This window comes from Geodermatophilus sp. FMUSA9-8, assembly GCF_037034165.1.
Lineage (GTDB): Bacteria > Actinomycetota > Actinomycetes > Mycobacteriales > Geodermatophilaceae > Geodermatophilus > Geodermatophilus nigrescens.
The window spans coordinates 105,044-123,817 of sequence record NZ_JBAGKE010000002.1; the positions used below are offsets into that span (position 1 = coordinate 105,044).

Annotated in this window: 23 protein-coding genes; 9 read left to right on the forward strand and 14 right to left on the reverse strand. The window is 76.3% G+C overall.

All coding sequences use genetic code 11. The features are described from left to right. Positions 1-36 precede the first annotated feature (36 nt). From WA616_RS04750 to WA616_RS04775, 6 genes are all read right to left on the reverse strand, one after another. Positions 37-387 carry an MGMT family protein gene (locus tag WA616_RS04750; protein WP_073421599.1) on the reverse strand — a complete coding sequence of 117 codons (351 nt, stop codon included), beginning with the start codon at positions 385-387 and terminating at the stop codon, positions 37-39. Beyond that, on the reverse strand, positions 384-1,301 hold the full coding sequence (locus tag WA616_RS04755; RefSeq protein WP_336027771.1) for a hypothetical protein: 918 nt from the start codon (positions 1,299-1,301) through the stop codon (positions 384-386). The genes WA616_RS04750 and WA616_RS04755 overlap by 4 nt, the downstream gene beginning before the upstream one ends. 87 nt (positions 1,302-1,388) lie before the next feature. Then, positions 1,389-1,973, reverse strand: a complete 585-nt coding sequence (locus WA616_RS04760; protein ID WP_336027774.1) for a TIGR03086 family metal-binding protein — start codon at positions 1,971-1,973, stop codon at positions 1,389-1,391. Positions 1,974-2,072: 99 nt separating this feature from the next. Continuing rightward, positions 2,073-3,233, reverse strand: a complete 1,161-nt coding sequence (gene moeZ / locus WA616_RS04765) for an adenylyltransferase/sulfurtransferase MoeZ (RefSeq protein ID WP_336027775.1) — start codon at positions 3,231-3,233, stop codon at positions 2,073-2,075. A gap of 91 nt (positions 3,234-3,324) precedes the next feature. Beyond that, entirely contained in the window at positions 3,325-4,284 is a 960-nt protein-coding gene (locus WA616_RS04770) for a DUF3152 domain-containing protein (protein ID WP_336027776.1), read from the reverse strand. Between the two features lie 129 nt (positions 4,285-4,413). After that, positions 4,414-5,460, reverse strand: coding sequence for an alpha/beta fold hydrolase (locus tag WA616_RS04775; protein WP_336027777.1), 1,047 nt, complete (start codon positions 5,458-5,460; stop codon positions 4,414-4,416). Between the two features lie 68 nt (positions 5,461-5,528). Here WA616_RS04775 and WA616_RS04780 point away from each other — a divergent pair, with 68 nt between their 5' ends. After that, positions 5,529-6,179 carry a TetR/AcrR family transcriptional regulator gene (locus tag WA616_RS04780; protein WP_336027778.1) on the forward strand — a complete coding sequence of 217 codons (651 nt, stop codon included), beginning with the start codon at positions 5,529-5,531 and terminating at the stop codon, positions 6,177-6,179. Positions 6,180-6,275: 96 nt separating this feature from the next. After that, positions 6,276-6,515 (forward strand): DUF3107 domain-containing protein, encoded by a 240-nt coding sequence (locus WA616_RS04785; protein WP_073421593.1) that lies wholly within the window; start codon positions 6,276-6,278, stop codon positions 6,513-6,515. 211 nt (positions 6,516-6,726) lie between these two features. Here the strand turns inward: WA616_RS04785 and WA616_RS04790 are convergent, their stop codons facing one another. Further along, entirely contained in the window at positions 6,727-7,335 is a 609-nt protein-coding gene (locus WA616_RS04790) for a ferritin-like fold-containing protein (RefSeq protein ID WP_336027781.1), read from the reverse strand. Between WA616_RS04790 and WA616_RS04795 the strand changes: the two genes are divergently transcribed. The 4 genes from WA616_RS04795 to WA616_RS04810 are packed head-to-tail and all read left to right on the forward strand — an operon-like array spanning position 7,216 to position 12,464. Next, positions 7,216-9,459 (forward strand): DEAD/DEAH box helicase, encoded by a 2,244-nt coding sequence (locus WA616_RS04795; protein ID WP_336027784.1) that lies wholly within the window; start codon positions 7,216-7,218, stop codon positions 9,457-9,459. The two genes, WA616_RS04790 and WA616_RS04795, sit on opposite strands and share 120 nt — an antisense overlap. Positions 9,460-9,477: 18 nt before the next feature. Further along, the gene (locus WA616_RS04800) at positions 9,478-10,656 is read left to right on the forward strand and encodes an outer membrane protein assembly factor BamB family protein (RefSeq protein WP_336027785.1); all 1,179 of its coding nucleotides are present in this window, start codon (positions 9,478-9,480) and stop codon (positions 10,654-10,656) included. A gap of 45 nt (positions 10,657-10,701) precedes the next feature. Then, a complete protein-coding gene (locus WA616_RS04805) occupies positions 10,702-11,604 on the forward strand; it encodes an alpha/beta fold hydrolase (protein WP_336027786.1) in 903 nt (300 codons plus the stop codon). After that, the gene (locus tag WA616_RS04810; RefSeq protein WP_336027788.1) at positions 11,601-12,464 is read left to right on the forward strand and encodes an oxygenase MpaB family protein; all 864 of its coding nucleotides are present in this window, start codon (positions 11,601-11,603) and stop codon (positions 12,462-12,464) included. Before WA616_RS04805 ends, WA616_RS04810 begins: the two co-directional genes overlap by 4 nt. Positions 12,465-12,473: 9 nt before the next feature. Here WA616_RS04810 and WA616_RS04815 read toward each other — a convergent pair whose 3' ends face one another. The 5 genes from WA616_RS04815 to WA616_RS04835 form a co-directional block, all read right to left on the reverse strand. Then, positions 12,474-13,319: a RecB family exonuclease gene (locus WA616_RS04815; RefSeq protein WP_336027790.1), complete on the reverse strand. Its 846-nt coding sequence runs from the start codon at positions 13,317-13,319 to the stop codon at positions 12,474-12,476. Positions 13,320-13,348: 29 nt separating this feature from the next. After that, entirely contained in the window at positions 13,349-14,206 is an 858-nt protein-coding gene (locus tag WA616_RS04820; protein WP_336027792.1) for a PHP domain-containing protein, read from the reverse strand. Positions 14,207-14,249: 43 nt separating this feature from the next. After that, entirely contained in the window at positions 14,250-14,891 is a 642-nt protein-coding gene (locus WA616_RS04825) for a PH domain-containing protein (protein ID WP_336027794.1), read from the reverse strand. Between the two features lie 7 nt (positions 14,892-14,898). Then, the gene (locus WA616_RS04830; RefSeq protein ID WP_336027797.1) at positions 14,899-15,057 is read right to left on the reverse strand and encodes a hypothetical protein; all 159 of its coding nucleotides are present in this window, start codon (positions 15,055-15,057) and stop codon (positions 14,899-14,901) included. A gap of 118 nt (positions 15,058-15,175) precedes the next feature. Next, positions 15,176-15,799: a DUF6758 family protein gene (locus tag WA616_RS04835; RefSeq protein WP_073421587.1), complete on the reverse strand. Its 624-nt coding sequence runs from the start codon at positions 15,797-15,799 to the stop codon at positions 15,176-15,178. A gap of 80 nt (positions 15,800-15,879) precedes the next feature. Between WA616_RS04835 and WA616_RS04840 the strand changes: the two genes are divergently transcribed. After that, on the forward strand, positions 15,880-16,305 hold the full coding sequence (locus tag WA616_RS04840; RefSeq protein WP_336027798.1) for an NUDIX domain-containing protein: 426 nt from the start codon (positions 15,880-15,882) through the stop codon (positions 16,303-16,305). 102 nt (positions 16,306-16,407) lie between these two features. Here the strand turns inward: WA616_RS04840 and WA616_RS04845 are convergent, their stop codons facing one another. After that, entirely contained in the window at positions 16,408-16,917 is a 510-nt protein-coding gene (locus WA616_RS04845) for a MaoC family dehydratase (RefSeq protein WP_142459307.1), read from the reverse strand. A gap of 140 nt (positions 16,918-17,057) precedes the next feature. On the opposite strand from WA616_RS04845, the gene WA616_RS04850 reads away from it, so the two are divergent. After that, positions 17,058-17,546, forward strand: coding sequence for a hypothetical protein (locus tag WA616_RS04850; protein ID WP_336027801.1), 489 nt, complete (start codon positions 17,058-17,060; stop codon positions 17,544-17,546). Further along, on the forward strand, positions 17,543-18,466 hold the full coding sequence (locus WA616_RS04855; RefSeq protein ID WP_336027802.1) for an MFS transporter permease: 924 nt from the start codon (positions 17,543-17,545) through the stop codon (positions 18,464-18,466). The genes WA616_RS04850 and WA616_RS04855 overlap by 4 nt, the downstream gene beginning before the upstream one ends. 6 nt (positions 18,467-18,472) lie before the next feature. On the opposite strand, the gene WA616_RS04860 is transcribed toward WA616_RS04855, so the two are convergent. Further along, entirely contained in the window at positions 18,473-18,766 is a 294-nt protein-coding gene (locus tag WA616_RS04860; RefSeq protein WP_073421584.1) for a WXG100 family type VII secretion target, read from the reverse strand. Positions 18,767-18,774: the final 8 nt, after the last annotated feature.

The window sequence follows — 18,774 nt, forward strand, 5'->3', positions numbered from 1 at the left end:
CAGGACAGACCGGCCCGCGCCCCGGGACTCATCGCCTCAGGGCCAGCCGACGGCGGCGAGGTCCACCCGGCCCGCGCGCAGCGGGACGCCCTCGCCGGCCAGGAGCTCCAGTTGGCGCACGCGCACCGGCTCGGCGCAGCTGCCGTCGGCGCGCACGACCCGGTACCAGGGCACCGCCCCCCCGCCGCCGGACAGCGCGCGGGCGACGCGACGCGGGCCGACGCCGACCAGCCGGCCGATCGCCCCGTAGGTGCTCACCCGGCCCGGCGGGATGGCCTCGACGGCGTCGAACACGGCCTCGTCGACGTCGGCCGGGTCGACGTCGGCCGGGTCGGGGACCGCGCGGGCGCCCGGGGGCCGCGGCTCCCCGGGCGCCCGGCGGCTCACAGCTGGTAGTCGCTGTTCGCCGTCCACCACGTGTAGAGCGCGGCGAGGTCGGCCTGCGTGCTGCCGGGGGCGGTGACGACACCCTCGACCAGCGCGTTGTCGTCGGTCCAGATGATCCCGACCTGGCCGCTGGCGGCGTCGATCGCGCAGGCGACCGATCCGGAGTTGGTGTCCGACGACCACGTGCCGGCGCCCTGCGTCGTCGCGCAGTCCTGCCCGTCCGGGATGGCCGGGGCACCCTCGGTGTCGGTGGCGAAGACCGAGTCCATCGTCGCCGCGTCGGGGTAGGCGAAGAACTCCGCCACCTGGGGCCCGGGCTGGGTGGTGGCCGCGCCGCAGGACGCGTGGGCGACGTCGCCGTCGCCGGCCAGCGGGGCCTCGGCGCAGTCGGTGAAGTCCGCCGGGACGATCGCCAGCAGGTCCGCCGACCCGGCCCCGCCGGCGGGCGGCGGCGCGCTGGTGGTCGCCGACGAGCTGCTGCTCGACGAGCTCGACGACGAGCTGCTGGAGCTGCTCGACGTCGTCGTCGTGGTGTCGTCGGCCGCCGGCGCGGGGTCGTCGTCGCGGAGGACGAAGAAGAGCGTGACGGCGGCCGCGATCAGGACCACGAGACCCGCGACGAGGCCGACCACCAGCCCGCGCCGCTTCTTGCCTCCACCCGGGCCGCCGGGCTGGCCGTACGGCTGCCCGTACTGGCCGGGCTGACCGTACTGGCCGGGCTGGCCGTAGGCACCGGGCTGCTGGGGCTGGCCGTACGGGTCAGGTGTGCCGTACTGACCGGGCGCGCCGTACTGGCCCGGGGCGCCGTACTGACCGGGGGCGCCGTACTGCCCGGGCTGCTGCGGCTGGCCGTACGGGCCGGGCTGCGGCTGGCCGGAGCCGTCGGGGAACGGACCCGAGGGCGGCTGGCTCATGGGATGACCTCCTGCGTGCGTGAGCCCGCAGGATAGGGACGTGCGGGCGCCGCCGGGCCGTCCCGGACCGGCCGACACCCCAGCGGGTCAGACGCGGCGGCCGAGGCGGGCCAGCAGCCGCTCCTGCGGGGACGCGCCGTCGGGCAGCTCCACCGGCGGGGCGAACAGCCCCGGCACGCCGTCGGCGGGCAGCCGGCCGGCCAGCCGCTCCGCGGCGCGGACCAGCGCCGGGTCGAGCGCCTCGTCGCCGCCGGTGGCGCGGGCGAGGTCCCAGGAGTGCACGGTCAGGTCGGTGGTCAGCTCCTCGACGTACTCCCACGCCGGCGTCGGGCCGCGGGACAGGTGGACGGTGCCCGCGGCGAGGTCGGCGGCGGCGACGGCGGCCAGCGCCTCGTCGGCGACCGCCTCCCACGCGGTGAGCGGGTCGGCGCCGAGCAGCGCGCCGGTGCCCTCCGGCACGCGGGCGGCGACGTCGTCGAGGGGCTCGCCGGCGAGCAGGCCGGGGACCCAGTGGGCCTCGCCGACGAGGTGCGCGACGAGGTCGGCGACGGTCCAGCCGGGCAGGGCCTCGAGGTCCCACTGGCCCGGCTCGACGGCGTCGACGCGGTCGGTGAAGGCGGCCTGGGCGCGCTGGAAGAGCTCCAGCAGCTCGACGGGTTCGGGTGCGGACACGCGCCCCAGTCAACACAGACGCCGGGGGCCCGGCACCCGCAGACGCAGGTGCGGGGCCCCGGTGAGCCGCTGGGCGGATCCCCTGGAGGGGTCCTCCCGTCAGTACGTGGGCAGCGTCTTGTCGATCCGCGTGGCCCACGCCGTCACGCCGCCCTGCACGTGGACGGCGTCCTTGAAGCCGGCGTTCTTGACCGCGGCGAGCACCTCGGCCGAGCGGACGCCGGTCTTGCAGTGCAGCACGATCGGCCTGTCCTGCGGCAGCCGCGACAGCGCCCGGCCCGACAGCAGCTCGTCCTTCGGGATGAGCGTGGCGCCGGGGATGGACACGATCTCGTACTCGTTCGGCTCGCGGACGTCGATGAGCTCGAAGTCCTTGCCCGCGTCCATCATGTCCTTGAGCTCGTCGACGGTGATCGTCGAGCCGGCCGCGGCGGCCTGCGCCTCGTCGGAGACGACGCCGCAGAACGCCTCGTAGTCGATGAGCCCGGTGATCGGCTCGGCCTCGGGGTCCTTGCGCACCTTGATCGTGCGGAAGGTCATCTCCAGGGCGTCGTAGACCATCAGCCGGCCGAGCAGCGTCTCGCCGATGCCGGTGATCAGCTTGACGGCCTCGGTGGCCTGGATGGCGCCGATGGTCGCGCACAGCACGCCCAGCACGCCGCCCTCGGCGCAGGAGGGGACCATCCCGGGCGGCGGGGGCACCGGGTAGAGGTCGCGGTAGTTGGGGCCGTGCTCGGCCCAGAAGACCGACACCTGGCCGTCGAAGCGGTAGATCGAGCCCCACACGTAGGGCTTGCCGAGCAGCACGCACGCGTCGTTGACCAGGTAGCGCGTGGCGAAGTTGTCGGTGCCGTCGACGATGAGGTCGTACTGCTCGAAGATCCCCATGACGTTGTCGCTGTCCAGGCGGGTCTCGTGCAGCCGGACGTCGACGTAGGGGTTGATCTCCTTGATCGAGTCGCGCGCGCTCTCGGCCTTCGAGCGGCCGACGTCGGAGGCCCCGTGGATGATCTGCCGCTGCAGGTTGGACTCGTCGACGGTGTCGAACTCGACGATGCCGATCGTGCCCACACCGGCCGCGGCCAGGTACATGAGCACCGGCGAGCCGAGGCCACCGGCGCCGACGGCGAGCACCTTGGCGTTCTTGAGCCGCTTCTGCCCGTCCATCCCGACGTCCGGGATGATCAGGTGGCGGCTGTAGCGGCGGACCTCGTCGATCGACAGGTCGGCGGCGGGCTCCACCAGGGGTGGCAGGGACACGCTTGACTCCTCGGGTCGCGACCAGCGGCCCCGCGGGGGGCCGGCGTTCGTGCGCACAACAGCGTGGCACGCGCCGCTGTTCCCGCCGGGGTCAGGGGAAGGGCCAGGCGTTCTTCGTGCAGCCCTCGAGGCCCAGCGTCTGCTGCTGCATGACCGGTGCGAGCTGCCCCTGCCCGGGGCAGGGCTGGTGGCCGTTGCCGAGCGCGTGCCCGACCTCGTGGTTGACCACGTACTGGCGATAGGTGGCGATGTCGCCCTGGTAGTCGGGGACGGCGGTCTCCCAGCGGGCCAGGTTGATGACCGCGCGCTCGCCGTAGCGGCAGGAGGTGTAGCCGCCGGTGCCCACGCCCGGGCAGTAGCGCTCCATGCTGCCGGGGCTGACCAGGCTCACGCGGAAGTCGTAGGAGCCGGCGTCGGTGGTGTCGACCCGCTGGAACGACATCCGCCCGCCGCTCCCCCACGACCGGGGGTCCCCGAGGGTCGCCTCGACCGCGGCGGCGAAGGTCGGCCCGTCGACGCCGATGCCGCCCTCCACCTCGACGACGAAGCGCTGCAGCGGCCCGCTGCCGTACACGCCGGAGCTGCCGGGGACGACGGCGACCTCGCCGCTGCCCTGCTCCACGTAGGTGGCCGCCGCGGCCGGGGGGACGACGTCGGTCGGGCCGGCGTCGCCCTCGGCCGGCGCGGTCGGCGTGGCGGGAGCCGGGGCGGGCCCGGTGCTCGCCGGGGCCTCCGCCGGGGTCCCCTGCGAGGTCGGGGCGCCGGTGGAGGCGGCGGGCGTGGTGTCCGGGGCGCCGACGACGTCGACGAGGGTCAGCACGGTGGCGACGGCGAGCAGCGGGATCGCGTAGGCCCGCCAGCCGTACCGGCGGACGAAGCGGCGCAGCCGGCCCGGCCGCCGGCGCACGACCGGGGGGCGGGTGCGGTCCGCCCGCGGGTCGTCGCCCCGGGACCGGCCGGACGGCGGCAGGTCGCGGAGGCGCGGCGGGGGCGGCACCGGGGGGCGGGTGCGCAGCGGCTCGGGCTGCCGGCCGGACGGCGGACGTGCCACGGTGCCGCCTCCTCGCCGCTCGTCCTGCCGTCGCGCAGCGCACCCGGACGGCGACGCCGCGCTTCCCGGGGATCAGGCTCTCACGGCGGCGCGGGGATCGGACAGGACCGCGAGGGCGCGTCGGCCGGGTCAGCCGGCGCGGGCCTCCACGGCGGCGTCCTCCATCAGCCCGAGCACCGCGCGTGCCGTCTCCTCGGGCGCCTCGAGCATCGCCACGTGCCCGACCGTCTCGAGCACCAGCAGCCGCGCGCCGGGCACCACGGCGGCCAGCCGCGACGCCAGGCGCGGGTCGACGAGCCGGTCGCGGTCGCCCCACACCACGAGGGTCGGCATGCGCAGCGACGCGGCCGTCCGCCAGGCGTTGGCCCGGCCGACCCGCAGGTAGGAGGTGATGAGGCCGCGCATGCTGCGGGTCAGCGACCGGTTGGCCCAGCCCTGCGCCGCCCGCTCCCGCGCCTCCTCGACGGCGGCCTCCAGGCGCTCGCGCGGCACCCGGGCGGGCTCGCCGAAGCACATCTGCGTCATCCCGCGCACCGACTGCTCGGGCGTCACGCCGGCCAGCCGCCGCTCGGCCAGCGCGGGCACGCCCGGAAGCAGGAGCAGCAGCAGCGCCCGGCTGAACGCGGCGGGCACCCGGTAGACCGGCATCGCCGGGGAGACCAGCGTCAGCGACGCGACCAGGTCCGGCCGGCGCGCGGCCGCCACCAGGCTGACCAGCCCGCCGAGGCTGTTGCCCAGCAGGTGCACCGGCCGGCCGGCGGCCTCCCCCGGCTGGGCGGCGACGTGCTCGAGGACGTCGACCACGGCCCGCACGTGCCCGCGCACCGAGTAGGAGCTCCGCGGCGGCGGCTGGGAGCGGCCGAAGCCGGGCAGGTCCAGCGCCCAGCCCTCGCAACGGAGCGCGAGCAGGCCGGCGAGGTCGGTCCAGTTGGTGGAGGCGCCGCCGAGGCCGTGCACGTAGAGCGCCCGCTCGCGCGGCCCCTCGGGCGGCCCGGCGTACGGGGTGGCGCGGACGAACACCCGCCCGCCGGTCACCGCGACCTCCTCGCCCGGCCAGGCCGGTGGCGGCTCGGCCGGGAGCGCGAGGTCCGCGACGGAGGAGCGGGCGGTCGACGACGGCGACACGGTGGGGGGCGCGGGAGTCCGGCGGGTGCGCGCGCGGGAGGCCTCGGGCACGCGGCGACGGTATGCCAGGCGGCCGGGACGCGTGCGCCGGGTGACCCGCCGGTAACATCCCCGGCGCCATGCAGCCCTCCCGACCGGTCCCCGTGCGCCGCACGTCACGCCTGCCCCGGGGCGCGCGCCGGCTGCAGCTGCTGCAGGCCGCGCAGGAGGTCTTCGTCGCCCAGGGCTTCCACGCCGCCGCGATGGACGACATCGCCGACCGCGCAGGCGTCAGCAAGCCCGTCCTCTACCAGCACTTCCCCGGCAAGCGGGAGCTCTACCTGGCGCTGCTCGAGCAGCAGGTCACCGAGCTCACCGACCGGGTGCGCGAGGCCATGGCCGGCACCGAGGACAACCGGCAGCGCGTGCACGGCGCCGTCGGCGCGTACTTCGACTTCATCGACGCCGAGGGCGGCGCCTTCAAGCTCGTCTTCGAGTCCGACCTGCGCAACGACGACGACGTACGGGCGCTCGCCGACCGCGGCAACCGCGCCTGCGTCGAGGCGATCGCCGAGGTCATCGCCGGCGACACCGGCAGCTCGCCGGAGCAGGCCCACCTGCTCGCCTCCGGGCTGACCGGGCTGGCCGAGAGCAGCGCCCGCTGGTGGCTGGCGCAGAAGGGCACGGTCTCGCGCGACGACGCCGTGTCGCTGATGTCGGCGCTGGCGTGGCGGGGCATCTCCCGCTTCCCCCGGGTCGAGTGGGTCGAGGGCGAGCCGGCCGCCGGCTGAGCGCCGTTCGCTCTCGGCGCAGGTCCGCGGCGGGGCCGGGTCGCCCGCGCTGGACTAGCGTGGTCGGCAGCCGTGCAACACGAGGAGGCATCCCGAGTGGAAGTCAAGATCGGTGTCCAGCACTCCCCCCGGGAGCTGGTCGTCGACAGCCCGAAGACCCCCGACGAGATCGCTGCCGACGTGGCCTCCGCCATGTCCGGCGGCACCAAGGACGGGCTGCTGACCCTGGAGGACGAGCGAGGGCGCCGCGTCCTCGTCCCGGTCGACCGGATCGCCTACGTCGAGATCGCCCAGGCCGACCAGCGCCGGGTCGGGTTCGTCGCCGGCGGCGCCTGAGCACCGACGACGTCGTCCGGGAGGGCGTCCCCGCATCCGCGGGGGCGCCCTCCCGCCGTCTCAGGGGAGGGGGCTCGCGCAGAAGGTGAGCCGCCCCCGCGGGGGACGGAGCCGGTGACGGGCCCTGAGGGTCCTCGCCGGCTGCGGCGGCGGGGCTCCGCTCAGCAGGGGAACGGCACCTGGCCGCGGTGCGATCCGGAGGATCGCGGTGTCACGGGTTGAGGCCGAGGGTCCGCATGCGCTCGGTGTGCGCGGCGGTGATCCGGTCAACCAGCCGCGCGATGCCGGTGAGGTCGCCGGTGCCGGCGACGATGAGGCCGACCAATCCCTCCCGCTCGGCGATGACCGCCTGCGACTGGGAGATCGCCTCCCCCACCAGCCGCCGCCCCCACAGCGCCAGCCGGCCGGCGAGGGTCTGCTCCGCGGCGATGGCCGCGCGGACCTCGCGCACGGCGAAGTCGGCGTGGCCGGTGTCGGCGAGGACGTCGAGGATCAGCGAGCGGTCCGGCTCCGGCAGCGAGCCCGCGATCTCGCGGTAGAAGTCGGCGGCCAGCCCGTCGCCGACGTAGGCCTTCACCAGGCCCTCGAGCCACGTGCGCGGGCGGGTGCCCTCGTGGAAGCCGTCGAGCGCGGGCACGAACGGGGCCATCGCGGTCGCCGGGTCCGCGCCGAGCTCGGTGAGCCGGGCGGCGAGCCGGTCGTGGTGGTCCATCTCGGCGGCCGCCATGCGCGCCAGCGCCGCGCGGCCGTCGAGCGTCGGGGCCATCCGCGCGTCCTCGGCCAGCCGGTCGAACGCCGTCAGCTCGGCGTAGGCGAGCACGCCGAGCAGGTCGACGACGGCTCGCGGGTCGGCCGCGGTCACGGGCCACCTCCGGGCGGGGTCGGGGCCGGTGGGCACCGGCCACAGGGCCCGCCGCGGGGCCGGTCCGGGTGCGGGTGGCCCCGCGCGGCAGCCGAGGCTAACCGCTGCCCGCGCTACCATGGGAACAGGCGGGCCGCCAGGTCCGCTGGCATCTGTGCGCTGACGAACGTCGGAAGACGCCCCGAGGAGCCCCCACCGGGCACCGGGTGCGTCCCGGTCCTCCCCGGTCCGCTGGCCGCGTCGGCGCTGGAACGCATCCCGCGACACCCGACCGCGGAGCGCCCGGGCGACGCCACCGTCGCCCCCGGCCGCTCCCCCAGCCGACCAGAGGCGAGAACCCTGACCTCCACCGAGAACACCCCCACCGAGAACACCCCCACCACCCCCGAGATCGACCACGCCGAGAGCGGCGCGCCCGCCCCCGAGCAGGTCGAGCAGGCCGTCGAGGCCCTGGGCGGCGCCCCGGTCGCCGAGACCGCCCCGCTGTTCAGCGACTTCGACGTCCACCCCGACGTCGTCGCGGCGCTGGCCGAGGCCGGCATCACCCGCACCTTCGCCATCCAGGAGCTGACGCTCCCCCTCGCGCTGGCCGGCAACGACCTCATCGGCCAGGCGCGCACCGGCACCGGCAAGACCCTCGGCTTCGGCGTCCCGCTGCTGCAGCGCGTCGTCCCCGCGGCCGAGGGCGGCGACGGCGTCCCGCAGGCGCTGGTCGTCGTCCCCACTCGCGAGCTGTGCGTGCAGGTCGCCCGCGACCTCGGCACCGCCGGCGCCAAGCGCGGCATCCGGGTGCAGGCCATCTACGGCGGCCGCGCCTTCGAGCCGCAGGTCGCGGCACTCCAGGCCGGCGTCGAGGTCGTCGTCGGCACCCCCGGCCGGCTGCTGGACCTCGCGCAGCAGGGCCACCTGATCCTGGGCAAGGTCCGCGTGCTCGTCCTCGACGAGGCCGACGAGATGCTCGACCTGGGCTTCCTGCCCGACATCGAGCGGATCCTCGCGATGGTCCCGGAGAAGCGGCAGACGATGCTGTTCTCCGCCACGATGCCCGGCCCGATCGTCACGCTGTCGCGGTCGTTCATGACCCAGCCGACCCACATCCGGGCGCACGGCAACGACGAGGGCTCGACCGTCCCGCAGACCACCCAGTTCGTCTACCGGGCGCACAACCTCGACAAGCCCGAGCTGCTGTCCCGCGTGCTGCAGGCCCGCGGCCGCGGTCTGGCGATGGTCTTCTGCCGCACCAAGCGCACCGCGCAGAAGGTCGCCGACGAGCTCGTCGACCGCGGGTTCGCCGCGGCCGCCGTGCACGGCGACCTCGGCCAGGGCGCCCGCGAGCAGGCGCTGCGCGCCTTCCGCAGCGGCAAGGTCGACGTCCTGGTGGCCACCGACGTCGCCGCCCGCGGCATCGACGTGACCGGCGTCAGCCACGTCGTGAACTACCAGTGCCCCGAGGACGAGAAGACCTACGTGCACCGGATCGGCCGCACCGGCCGCGCCGGCCGGGAGGGCGTCGCCGTCACGCTGGTCGACTGGGACGACATCCCGCGCTGGCAGCTGATCAACAAGGCGCTGGACCTGCCGTTCGCCGACCCGCCGGAGACCTACTCCACCTCGCCGTGGGTCTACACCGACCTCGACGTGCCCGAGGGCGCCAAGGGCCGGCTGCCGCGCGCGCAGCGCACCCGCGAGGGCCTCGACGCCGAGGTCCTCGAGGACCTCGGCGAGACCGGCAAGAAGACGAAGGGCGCCGGCCGCGGTCCCGCGCGCGAGGAGTCCCGGGAGGACGGCGAGCGGCCCGCCCGCTCGCGGTCGCGCTCGCGTCGCCGCACCCGCGGCGGCGAGTCCGCCGACGGCCCGGCTCCCGCGGAGGCCGGCACCGCGTCGGACGTCGCCCCGGCCGACGGCGCGCCGTCCGACGCCGCCGACGCCGGTGACGGCGCGCCCGCCGGCGATGGCACCCCGCGCCGCCGCCGTCGCCGCCGCGGTGGTTCCCGTCGCCGCTCCGGGGGCGCCGAGGCCGGGGGCGAGTCCTCCGGCGACTCCGGCGACGGCCCGGGCGGCGACTCCGAGTCCGCCGCCTGACGGCGCCCGCGTCCGCAGGTGGCGCTGCGTCCCCCGCCGCTGCGGGTCTGGATCTGGACGGCGGGCACGCTCGTGCTGGCGCTCGTCGCCGTCCTGCTCTATCGCGGCTCCAGCGTCGCGGCCACCGACAGCACCACCGCGCCGGCGTCCCCGCTCCCCGGGGGGACGCCGGCCGGGCAGGTCGCGCAGGCATGGTCGGCCGATGGCCAGGACCTGCCCGTGCAGCTGGTGCAGGAGGGCCGGGTCGTGGTGCCCCGCGAAAGCGGCCTCGTGGCCCACGACGCCGTCAGCGGTGAGGAGGCGTGGCACTACCGCCGCGACGACGCCGAGCTGTGCGGCGCCACCGCCGTCGACGGGCTCGTGGTGGCGGTGTTCCGCACCGCCGGCCGCTGCGACGAGGCACTCGCCCTCGACGCGGCCACCGGTGTCCGGCAGTGGACGCGCAACCTGAGCCTGCGCGGCGACGCGACGATCCAGGGCACCAGCCAGGCCGTGCTGGCCAGCAGCGCCACCGGCGTCGTGGTGATCGACCCGACCGGTGACAACGTCCGCTGGCGCACCGCCGCGGACGAGGGCTGCCGGCTCACCGACACCGCCGTCGGCAGCTCCGGGGTGGCGCTCCTGCAGCGGTGCCCGGGCTCCGACGCCGTCCGGCTGCGGCTGTTCGACTCCTTTACCGGCCAGGCGCGGTGGAGCCGCGACGTCGCCGTGCCCGACGGCGGGGAGGTGACGCTCGTCGGCGCCGACCGGCTGGTCACCGTCGCCGCCGGCGGCACGCTGCTGGCCTCCCGGCCCGACGACGGCTCCGAGGCGGCGGCGCTGCCCCTCCCCGAGGGCGATGGCGATGGCGATGGCGATGGCGATGGCGATGGCGGCCTCCTGCAGGGCGGCGCCGGCGACCTCGCGCTGCTGTGGGCCCGCGGCACGCTGTGGGCGGTCGACCCGGCCACCGGCGAGGTCCGCTGGGAGCGGCCCGCCCGGGGCCTGCCGGCCACCGCGGACGCGGCGAAGACCGCGGCCGGGGACGTCGCCGTCTGGGTGCCCGAGGAGGGCGGCTTCGTGCTCCGCGACCTCGCCACCGGCGAGGAGGCCGGACGGGCCGACGTCGACGGCGGCCTGGAGCCCGGCGGGCGCACCTCCGTGACCGGGGCGGCGCTGGTGTACCGGCTCGAGGACCGGGTGCTCGGCTACCGCTGAGGGGCCTCGGCGGCACGCCGCGCCGGGTCGGGGTTCACTGGGTGCATGGTCCTGCCCGGGAGCCCCGAGCCGTCCGCCACCCTCGCCGTCCCCACCGACGACCTGCGTCAGCTCGCCGACCACGACGCCACCCCGCGCACCCTGCCCGGCCGGGCGGGCCCGCTGGCCGCGCTGGACACCGGCGGCGACGGGCCGAGCGGGACCGTCCTGATGGTCGCGGGCTACACCGGCAGCAAGGAGGACTTCGCGCCGCTGCTCGCGCCGTTGGCCGCCGACGGCTACCGCGTCGTCGCGATCGACCAGCGCGGGCAGTTCGAGTCCCCCGGCCCCGACGACCCGGCCGCCTACACCGTCGCCGAGCTCGCCGCCGACCTCGTCGCGGTCGCCCACCTGCTCGCCGGTGAGACCGGCCTCCCGCACCTCGTGGGGCACAGCTTCGGCGGCCTGGTCGCCCGCGCCGCCGTGCTCGCCGACCCCGCCGCGTTCCGCTCGCTCACCCTCCTCGGCTCCGGCCCCGCCCGGCTCACCGGACCGCGGGTGGCGCTGCTGGAGCACCTCGGGCCGCTGCTCGACTCCGGCGGCGTGCCGCTGGTGCAGGCCACCCTCGAGCAGCTGGCGATGACTGACGAGCGCGCCCAGGCCGTGCCGGAGCCCACCCGCGCCTTCTACGCCCGCCGCTTCCTCGGCAACACCGCCGCCGGGCTGCGCGGCATGGCCGACGCGATGACCACCGAGCCCGACCGGGTGGCCGAGCTGGCCGCCACCGGCGTCCCGGTGCTCGTGGCCCACGGCGAGGCCGACGACGCGTGGTCCCCGGCCGAGCAGGCCGACATGGCCCGGCGGCTCGGCGCTCGCCACGAGGTGGTCCCGCACGCGATCCACTCCCCCGCCGTCGAGAACCCACCGCGCACGCTGCAGGCGCTCGAGGACTTCTGGACGTCGCTGTGAGCGGCGTGCGGCCGTCGGCGCGGGACTGGACGCCGGAGGAGGACCTGCTCGGCTTCTTCGGCCCGGACAGCGTCACCTGGCGGGTGCACGCCGATCCCGTCTACAGCGTCGGCGGGCTGCGCGCGCTGCTGCTGCAGGCGCTGCACCCGGTCGCCATGGACGGCGTCGCCCGCAACTCCGTCTTCCGCGAGTCGCCGTGGCAGCGGCTCACGCGCACCGCCGAGTACGTGGACACGCTGACCTTCGGCACCCGCCGGGAGGCGATCCGGGCGGTGCGCCGGGTGCGTGGCCTGCACCGCCGGCTCGGCGGCACGGAGGAGACGACCGGGCGCACCTACCGGGTCGACGACGCCGACCTGCTGCTGTGGGTGCACGCCTGCGAGGTCGACTCGCTGCTCGACGTCGCCCGCCGCGCCGGCGTCGTCTCCCCCGCGGAGGCCGACCGCTACGTGGCCGAGCAGGTCACCGCGGCGGCGCTCATCGGCGTCGACCCGGACGACGTCCCCGCGTCCGTCGCCGAGCTCGAGGCCTACTTCGCGCGGGTCCGCCCGCAGCTCGCGCTGACGCGCGCCGCCCGCGAGGCGTGGCGGTTCCTCGTCGTCCCCCCGATGCCGCGCTGGGTACAGCTCCTGACGCCGGCCCGCCCGGCCTGGGGGTCGCTGGCCTCGCTGGCGGTCGCCACCCTGCCGCCGTGGGCTCGCCGGCTGGCCTCGATGCCGGGCCTGGCGCTCACCGACACGGCGGCGACGGCGGCGCTGAAGGCGTTCCGCACCGGCCTGCTCGCGGTCCCGGAGCGGGCGCGGCGCTCACCGATCGTGCGCGCCGGCTTCGACCGCACCGCGGCGGCCGAGGCGGTCTGACCGACCGGGTCAGACGACCGCGTCGTCGTCGGCGGGCAGGCTGCTCCACGTCTCCCGCGCCGGGGTCGCCGCCTGGCCGGTCGGGCAGCTGGGCCGGAAGTCGCACCAGCCGCACTGCCGGCCCGGCGCGGTCGGGAACGCCTCGTCGGGGGACGCGCCGTCCTCCACCCGCTGGGTGGCGACGGCGATGTCGGCGGCGATGTCCTCGGCGCGGCGGACGTGGTTGGCCAGCGAGCGCTCCGTGTGCTCGAACGCCGCGACCGTGCCGCTGGGCAGGTGGTGCAGCTCCACCCGGCGGCAGGGCCGGCGCAGCGTCCGCTGGACGCCGAGCACGTACAGCGCCAGCGCCGGTGAGCCGCGCGCCTCGTCCTCGGTGCTGGGCACCCGGCCGGTCTTGTAGTCGACGACGACCAGCTCGTCGCCGCGCTGGTCGATGCGGTCGACCCGGCCCGACACCGCCAGCGCCGCCGTCGTCGCCGCGACCTGGCGCTCGGTGCCCACCGGCTCGTCGTCGGGGTCCAGGGTGGGCACGTAGTCGGTGAGCCAGCCGGCCGCGCGGGCCCGCCACGACGCCGACTGCTCGGCGTCGCGGAAGCCGGTGTCGGACCAGACGCCGTAGAGCAGCTGGCGGGCCGCGGCGGCGGTGCGGCGGTCGCGCGGCAGCTCCCACCACGAGCGCAGCGCCGCGTGCACCGCGGAGCCGACCGTGTTGTGCGCCCACGGCGGGCCCTTGGGCGGCGTGGGCCGGTCGACGTAGGCGAACCGGTAGCGGCGCGGGCAGTCGGCGAACGCGGCCAGCTTGCTCGGGGTGGCCGGGAACAGCCGCCGCGGCATGCCGGGCATCTCCAACTGCACGCCCCCACGCTAGCCGGGCGCGCCGACGATCAGCCGGAGAACACGGTGCTGCCGGTGCCGGCGGCCAGCAGCGCCTCGTACTGCCCCGGGTCGGTGCGGCAGGCGGCGATCGGCGTCGTCTTGTTCGTGCCGTGGTAGTCGCTGGACCCGGTGGTCAGCAGGCCCAGGTCGCGGGCCAGGCCGCGCAGGTGGTCGCGCTCGGCGGGGCTGTGGTCGGGATGGTCGACCTCCAGCCCGAGCAGCCCGGCGCCGGCCATCGCGGCGATCGCGGCGTCGTCGACCACCCGCCCGCGCTTGGTGGCCAGGCCGTGGGCGAAGACGGGCACCCCGCCGGCGGCGCGGACCAGCGCGATGCCCTCGAGGACGTCGGTGTCGGCCTTGGCGACGTAGTACGGGCTGCGGTGGCTCAGCAGGGTGGCGAACGCCTCGTCGACCGATCCGACGACGCCCGCCTCGACCAGCGCGCGGGCCACGTGCGGCCGGCCGACCACCCCGCCGCCGGAGGCCTGCACGATCCGGTCCCACACCACGGGGTACCCGGCGGTGGCGAGCGCGGTGACGATCCGCTCGCCGCGGCCGAGCCGCTCTGCGCGCAGCCGGCCGAGCTCGGCCGACAGCTCGGAGTGGTCGGGGTCGAACAGGTAGGCCAGCAGGTGGACGCTGACCGGCGGCTGGTCGGCGGGGAACCAGCGGCAGGACAGCTCCATGCCGGGGACGACGGTGAGCCCGGCCGGCCGGGCCGCGGCGGCGACGGCCCAGCCGGCGGTGGTGTCGTGGTCGGTGAGGGCGACGACGTCGAGGCCGGCGGCGCGGGCGGTGGCCAGCAGCTCGGCGGGGGTCTCGGTGCCGTCGGAGACCGACGAGTGGGTGTGCAGGTCGATCAGCATCGGCGTCCAGCCTCCCCCAGCGCGGCGGCCCGCGCCGGGAGCCTCACGCGCCGGGCGGGTCCTGGCGGGCGCCGGGGATGGGTTGGGTGTCGTGCCGCACGCGGGGTCGCTGCCGCTGCGGCACGGCCGGCTCCGGGTTGCCCTCGTCGTCGCCGCTGGACGCGCCGCCGTGGTCGCTGCCGAACAGCAGCCCGCTGACCTCGTGGTACAGCAGGTCGGCCCGCGGCAGGTAGGTGATCTGCGAGAGCGCCTGCTGCGAGCCGGCGGACTCGAAGCGGAAGGTGCCGTAACCGAGCACCTGGCCCAGCAGCGTCTCCTTCCACGTGAGGTCGGTGATCCGGCGCAGCGGCAGCAGGGTGACGGTGCGCGCGACGATCCCCGAGGTCAGCAGCACGCGGCGGCGGGTGACGATGAAGTGCCGCATCCACCACTCGCCGGCGCGCAGCGCGAACCAGCCCAGCGCGCCGACGGCGACCAGCAGGCCGACGCCGGCGGAGAACCGGTTGTCGGGGTCGAGGGTGAGCACCCAGACGCCGATCGCGAACGCCGGCAGCGCGCGGGCCGCCGGCGACAGCAGCACCGCCCAGTGCCGGCGGGTGGCGACGACCGCCTGCTCGCCGGGCAGCAGGTACTTGGCGGCGTCCTTGGCCCACCGCGGCGGGCGGCCGTCGGCGGGGCCGGACACGGCCCGGCTAGCCGAGCGAGGTGACGAAGTCGGCGATCGAGGACGCCGCGTCGCCGAGCGCCTCCCCGGCGCTCTTGACCATCTCGGCCGAGGACTCCGGCTGCTGGATCACGTAGAAGACGACGAAGGCGATGGCCAGCCAGACGAGCACCTTCTTCAGGTTCACCGCCACCTCCGGAGTGCGCGCGGACCGGCGGGCACGGTGCCCGCGCGGGTCGGCCCGGAGGCCTGCCCCATGGGTAACACGTGTCCCAGCCGGGGCGACGGCGGACACGCCGGTGCGGTCACTCCCCGGGCAGGAAGTGCTCGCTCGGCGGTCCCAGCGGCAGGTCGGGGTAGAGCCGGTCGCGCAGGTCGAGCAGGCGCAGCGGCTCGGCGACCAGCCAGCCCGCCGCCATCGGCCACATCACCAGCCACAGCCACACGCCGTAGGCCTCACCGACGAACGCGGCCCGGTCGTCGGAGGTGGGGACCGCCCACAGCGGCGCGTGCTGCCCGGCCGCCTCGACCGAGGCCACCGACGGGCCGGTGATGACGTCGCCGGGGTCGAGCCCGGGCAGGCCCGCGTAACCGCAGCCGACACCGGTGCCCGGCTCCTCGGCGACCAGCACCATCTCCGCGGGACCGCCGAGCGGCGCGGGGCCGGCGCAGCCGACGACGATCGCCCGCGCGCCGGGCTCCCCGCCCCACGCCAGGCCGGTGACCGACCAGCCCGCGGGCACGGGGTCGGGCACCCAGGCGGGGACGCGGGCGTCGGCGGTGACGGCGGCGATCGCGTCGTGGGCGATGACGGCGGTGTGGTGCAGCGGGGTGACGGCGCCGTGCAGGTGGCACCAGGCCTGCGCCGAGTCCCCCGGCCGGACGACGAGCGGCTCGCCGCAGCGGGGGCAGACCGGGGAGGCGCTCATCGGAGACACCGTCCTGTCACGCGCGGTTCCCGTCAAGCGGGGGCGGACGGTCCCGGTCCGTGTCGCCGTACCCTGCGCGGGTGCCGCCCGACTCCCCCGCCGCCGGCCCGCCGGTACAGGCCTGCGTGGGCGCGGTGGTGCTCGACGACGCCGGGCGGCTGCTGCTGGTGCGCCGCCGCAACGAGCCGGGCCGGGGCCTGTGGTCGGTGCCCGGCGGGCGGGTGGAGCCGGGTGAGTCGCTGGGCGCCGCGGTGGCCCGGGAGGTCCGCGAGGAGACCGGCCTGGCGGTGACCGTGGGCGCCGAGGTCGGGCGGGTGACCATCCCCGGCGACGGCGTCGTCTACGAGGTCGCGGACTTCGCCTGCACGCTCGCCGGCCCGGCCGACCCGGTGCCGGGCGACGACGCGGACGCCGTCGTGTTCGCCGACGCGGCCGAGCTCGACCGGCTGGCCTGCACGCCGCGGCTGCTGGAGACGCTGCGCGGCTGGGGCGCGCTGCCCGGCTGAGCGGGCGGCGCGCCCCGGCGCGTCGGCTGCAGGGTCCCGGCTGGGCCTGAACCGCGGGGCCCAGCTCCGGGACCTCAGCCGCGGGACCTCAGCTGCGGGGCCTCAGCTGCGGGGCCTCGGCTCCGGGCGCCCGGGCTGCTCGCCGCCGCGGGCCTCGCCGTAGGAGCGCTTGGGCACCATGACCTTGCGGCGGAAGACGCACACGACCGTGCCGTCCTGCTTGTAGCCGATCGTCTCGACGTACACGACGCCGCGGTCGTCCTTCGACCTCGACTCGGTCTTGTCGAGCACCGTCGTCTCGCCGTAGATCGTGTCGCCGTGGAAGGTCGGCGCGACGTGCCGCAGCGACTCGATCTCCAGGTTGGCGATGGCCTTGCCCGAGACGTCGGGGACGCTCATGCCGAGCAGCAGCGAGTAGACGTAGTTGCCGACCACCACGTTCTTGCCGAAGTCGGTGGTCTCCGCCGCGTAGTGGGTGTCCAGGTGCAGCGGGTGGTGGTTCATCGTGATGAGGCAGAACAGGTGGTCGTCGTACTCGGTGACGGTCTTCCCGGGCCAGTGCTTGTAGACCGCGCCGACCTCGAACTCCTCGTAGTACCGACCGAACTGCACGTGTGCTCTCCCGACGTCGTCGTGCGGTGAGAGGGCGCGGCGCACGCGCACGGACGGGCCCCGTGGGACGGGTGGGGCCAGTTGCCCACCACGCGGCGCCGGTGACCCATCTGGACGGCCGCCGATCCTACGATGCCCGGGTGGTCCGCCCGCTCCGCACCGGCGACCCCGCGGAGGGCGACGTCATCAGCCTGTCCCCCGCCGGTCGCCGCGCCCGCCTGGCCGCCGCGCTGGTGGTCCTCGCGCTGCTCCTGGCCGGCACGGTCTGGGGCACCGACGCCCACTTCCCGTTCGGCCCGTTCAAGATGTACTCGACCCGCGCGTCCAACGACGCCCCGGTGGTCTCCACGCGTGTCGTCGGCCTGACCGGTGACGGGCGCGAGGTGCGGCTGTCCGGCGGCGAGGTGGGCCTGCGCCGCGCCGAGTTCGAGGGCCAGCTGCCGCGCCTGGTCGACGACCCGGCGCTGCTGGTCCTGCTCGCCGACACCTACGCCGAGCACCACCCCGGCGGTCCGGAGCTGGTCGAGGTGCAGGTGGTCCAGCGCCACTTCGAGCTCGTCGACGGCGAGGTCACCGGCGCGTGGACCGACGAGGTGCTCGTCGAGCAGGAGCTGGAGGTCGGCCCGTGAGCGCCACCCTGCCCGCCGAGGCGCCCGCGGGTCCGCGCCGGCGCACCCCGCTGCGCGGCTTCTGGACGCAGCCGGTGCCGCTGGCCCGAATCGCGGTGTTCCGCACCATCGCCTACCTGTTCGTGCCGGTCGACGTCTTCCTCACCACCGCCTGGGTGAGCGCGCACGCCGACGTCCCGACCGCCTACTACCAGCCGCTGGTCATCGGCCGGCTGCTGGACCTGCCCACCCCGACCTCGACCGTCGTGCACGTCGTGCAGTGGGCCCTGGTGGCCTGCGCGCTGGCGGCAGCGACCGGTCGCGCACCCCGCCTGCTCGGTACCGCGGTGTTCGTCCTCTACCTCGAGTGGATGGTCATCGCGATGAGCTACGGCAAGGTCGACCACGACCGCATCGCCTACCTCGTCGCGCTCGCGGTGCTGCCCACGATCGGCGTCGCCCGCTGGCGGGACCGCCGCTCGTCGGAGGCCGCCGGCTGGGCGATGGCCGCGGTGATGGTGACCGTGATGCTCACCTACTTCCTGGCCGCCTGGGCGAAGATGCGCTTCGGCGGCTGGGACTGGGCGACCGGCTCGACGATCACCCGCGCGGTCATCCGCCGCGGCACCGTCCTGTCGGAGTGGACGCTCGACGTCCCCGGCCTGCTCACCGCCGTCCAGTGGTCGATGCTCGTGCTCGAGTTCGCCGCGCCGCTGATGCTGCTCGTGCGGTCCGACCGGGCGCGCACCGCGCTGGTGCTCTTCCTGCTCGGCTTCCACCTCATGGTGTTCGGCGGCCTGCGGATCATCTTCCTGCCGCACTGCGTCGCGATCCTGTCGATCCTGCCGTGGGAGCGGTTCCCCGACGCCGTCGCCGCCGTGCGCGGGCGGCTGGGGCGGGGACGGGCACCGGCCGCCCCCGCCGCCGTGCCACCGGGCTGAGCCGGCTCAGACCAGCGCCCCGATCCGGGCCGCGACGTCGGCCTCGTGCTGCTGGTAGGACGCCGCCACCGCGGTGAGCAGCCCGCCCATGCCGGTGAGCGCGTCGCTGACCGACTGCGCCGAGGCCCGCCACTGCTCGTAGAGCGCGCTGAACTGCACGGCCGCCTGGCTGTCGGTCCACCCGTCGAGCACCGAGCCCGTGACGCTGCTGGACAGGGTGGCGTGCCGGGCGGCGGTGTCGGCCGCCTCCGCCTGGCACTGCCCGGCCAGCGACTGCAGCGTGGCGATGTCGACCCTCATGACCCCTC

What these genes read in the sequence shown, in the direction of transcription:
- WA616_RS04755 (WP_336027771.1), bottom strand. Translation starts at nt 1,301, where the DNA reads ATGAGCCAGCCGCCCTCGGGTCCGTTCCCCGACGGCTCCGGCCAGCCG.
- WA616_RS04820 (WP_336027792.1), bottom strand. Translation starts at nt 14,206, where the DNA reads ATGCTGATCGACCTGCACACCCACTCGTCGGTCTCCGACGGCACCGAG.
- WA616_RS04805 (WP_336027786.1), top strand. Translation starts at nt 10,702, where the DNA reads ATGGTCCTGCCCGGGAGCCCCGAGCCGTCCGCCACCCTCGCCGTCCCC.
- WA616_RS04835 (WP_073421587.1), bottom strand. Translation starts at nt 15,799, where the DNA reads ATGAGCGCCTCCCCGGTCTGCCCCCGCTGCGGCGAGCCGCTCGTCGTC.
- WA616_RS04780 (WP_336027778.1), top strand. Translation starts at nt 5,529, where the DNA reads ATGCAGCCCTCCCGACCGGTCCCCGTGCGCCGCACGTCACGCCTGCCC.
- WA616_RS04860 (WP_073421584.1), bottom strand. Translation starts at nt 18,766, where the DNA reads ATGAGGGTCGACATCGCCACGCTGCAGTCGCTGGCCGGGCAGTGCCAG.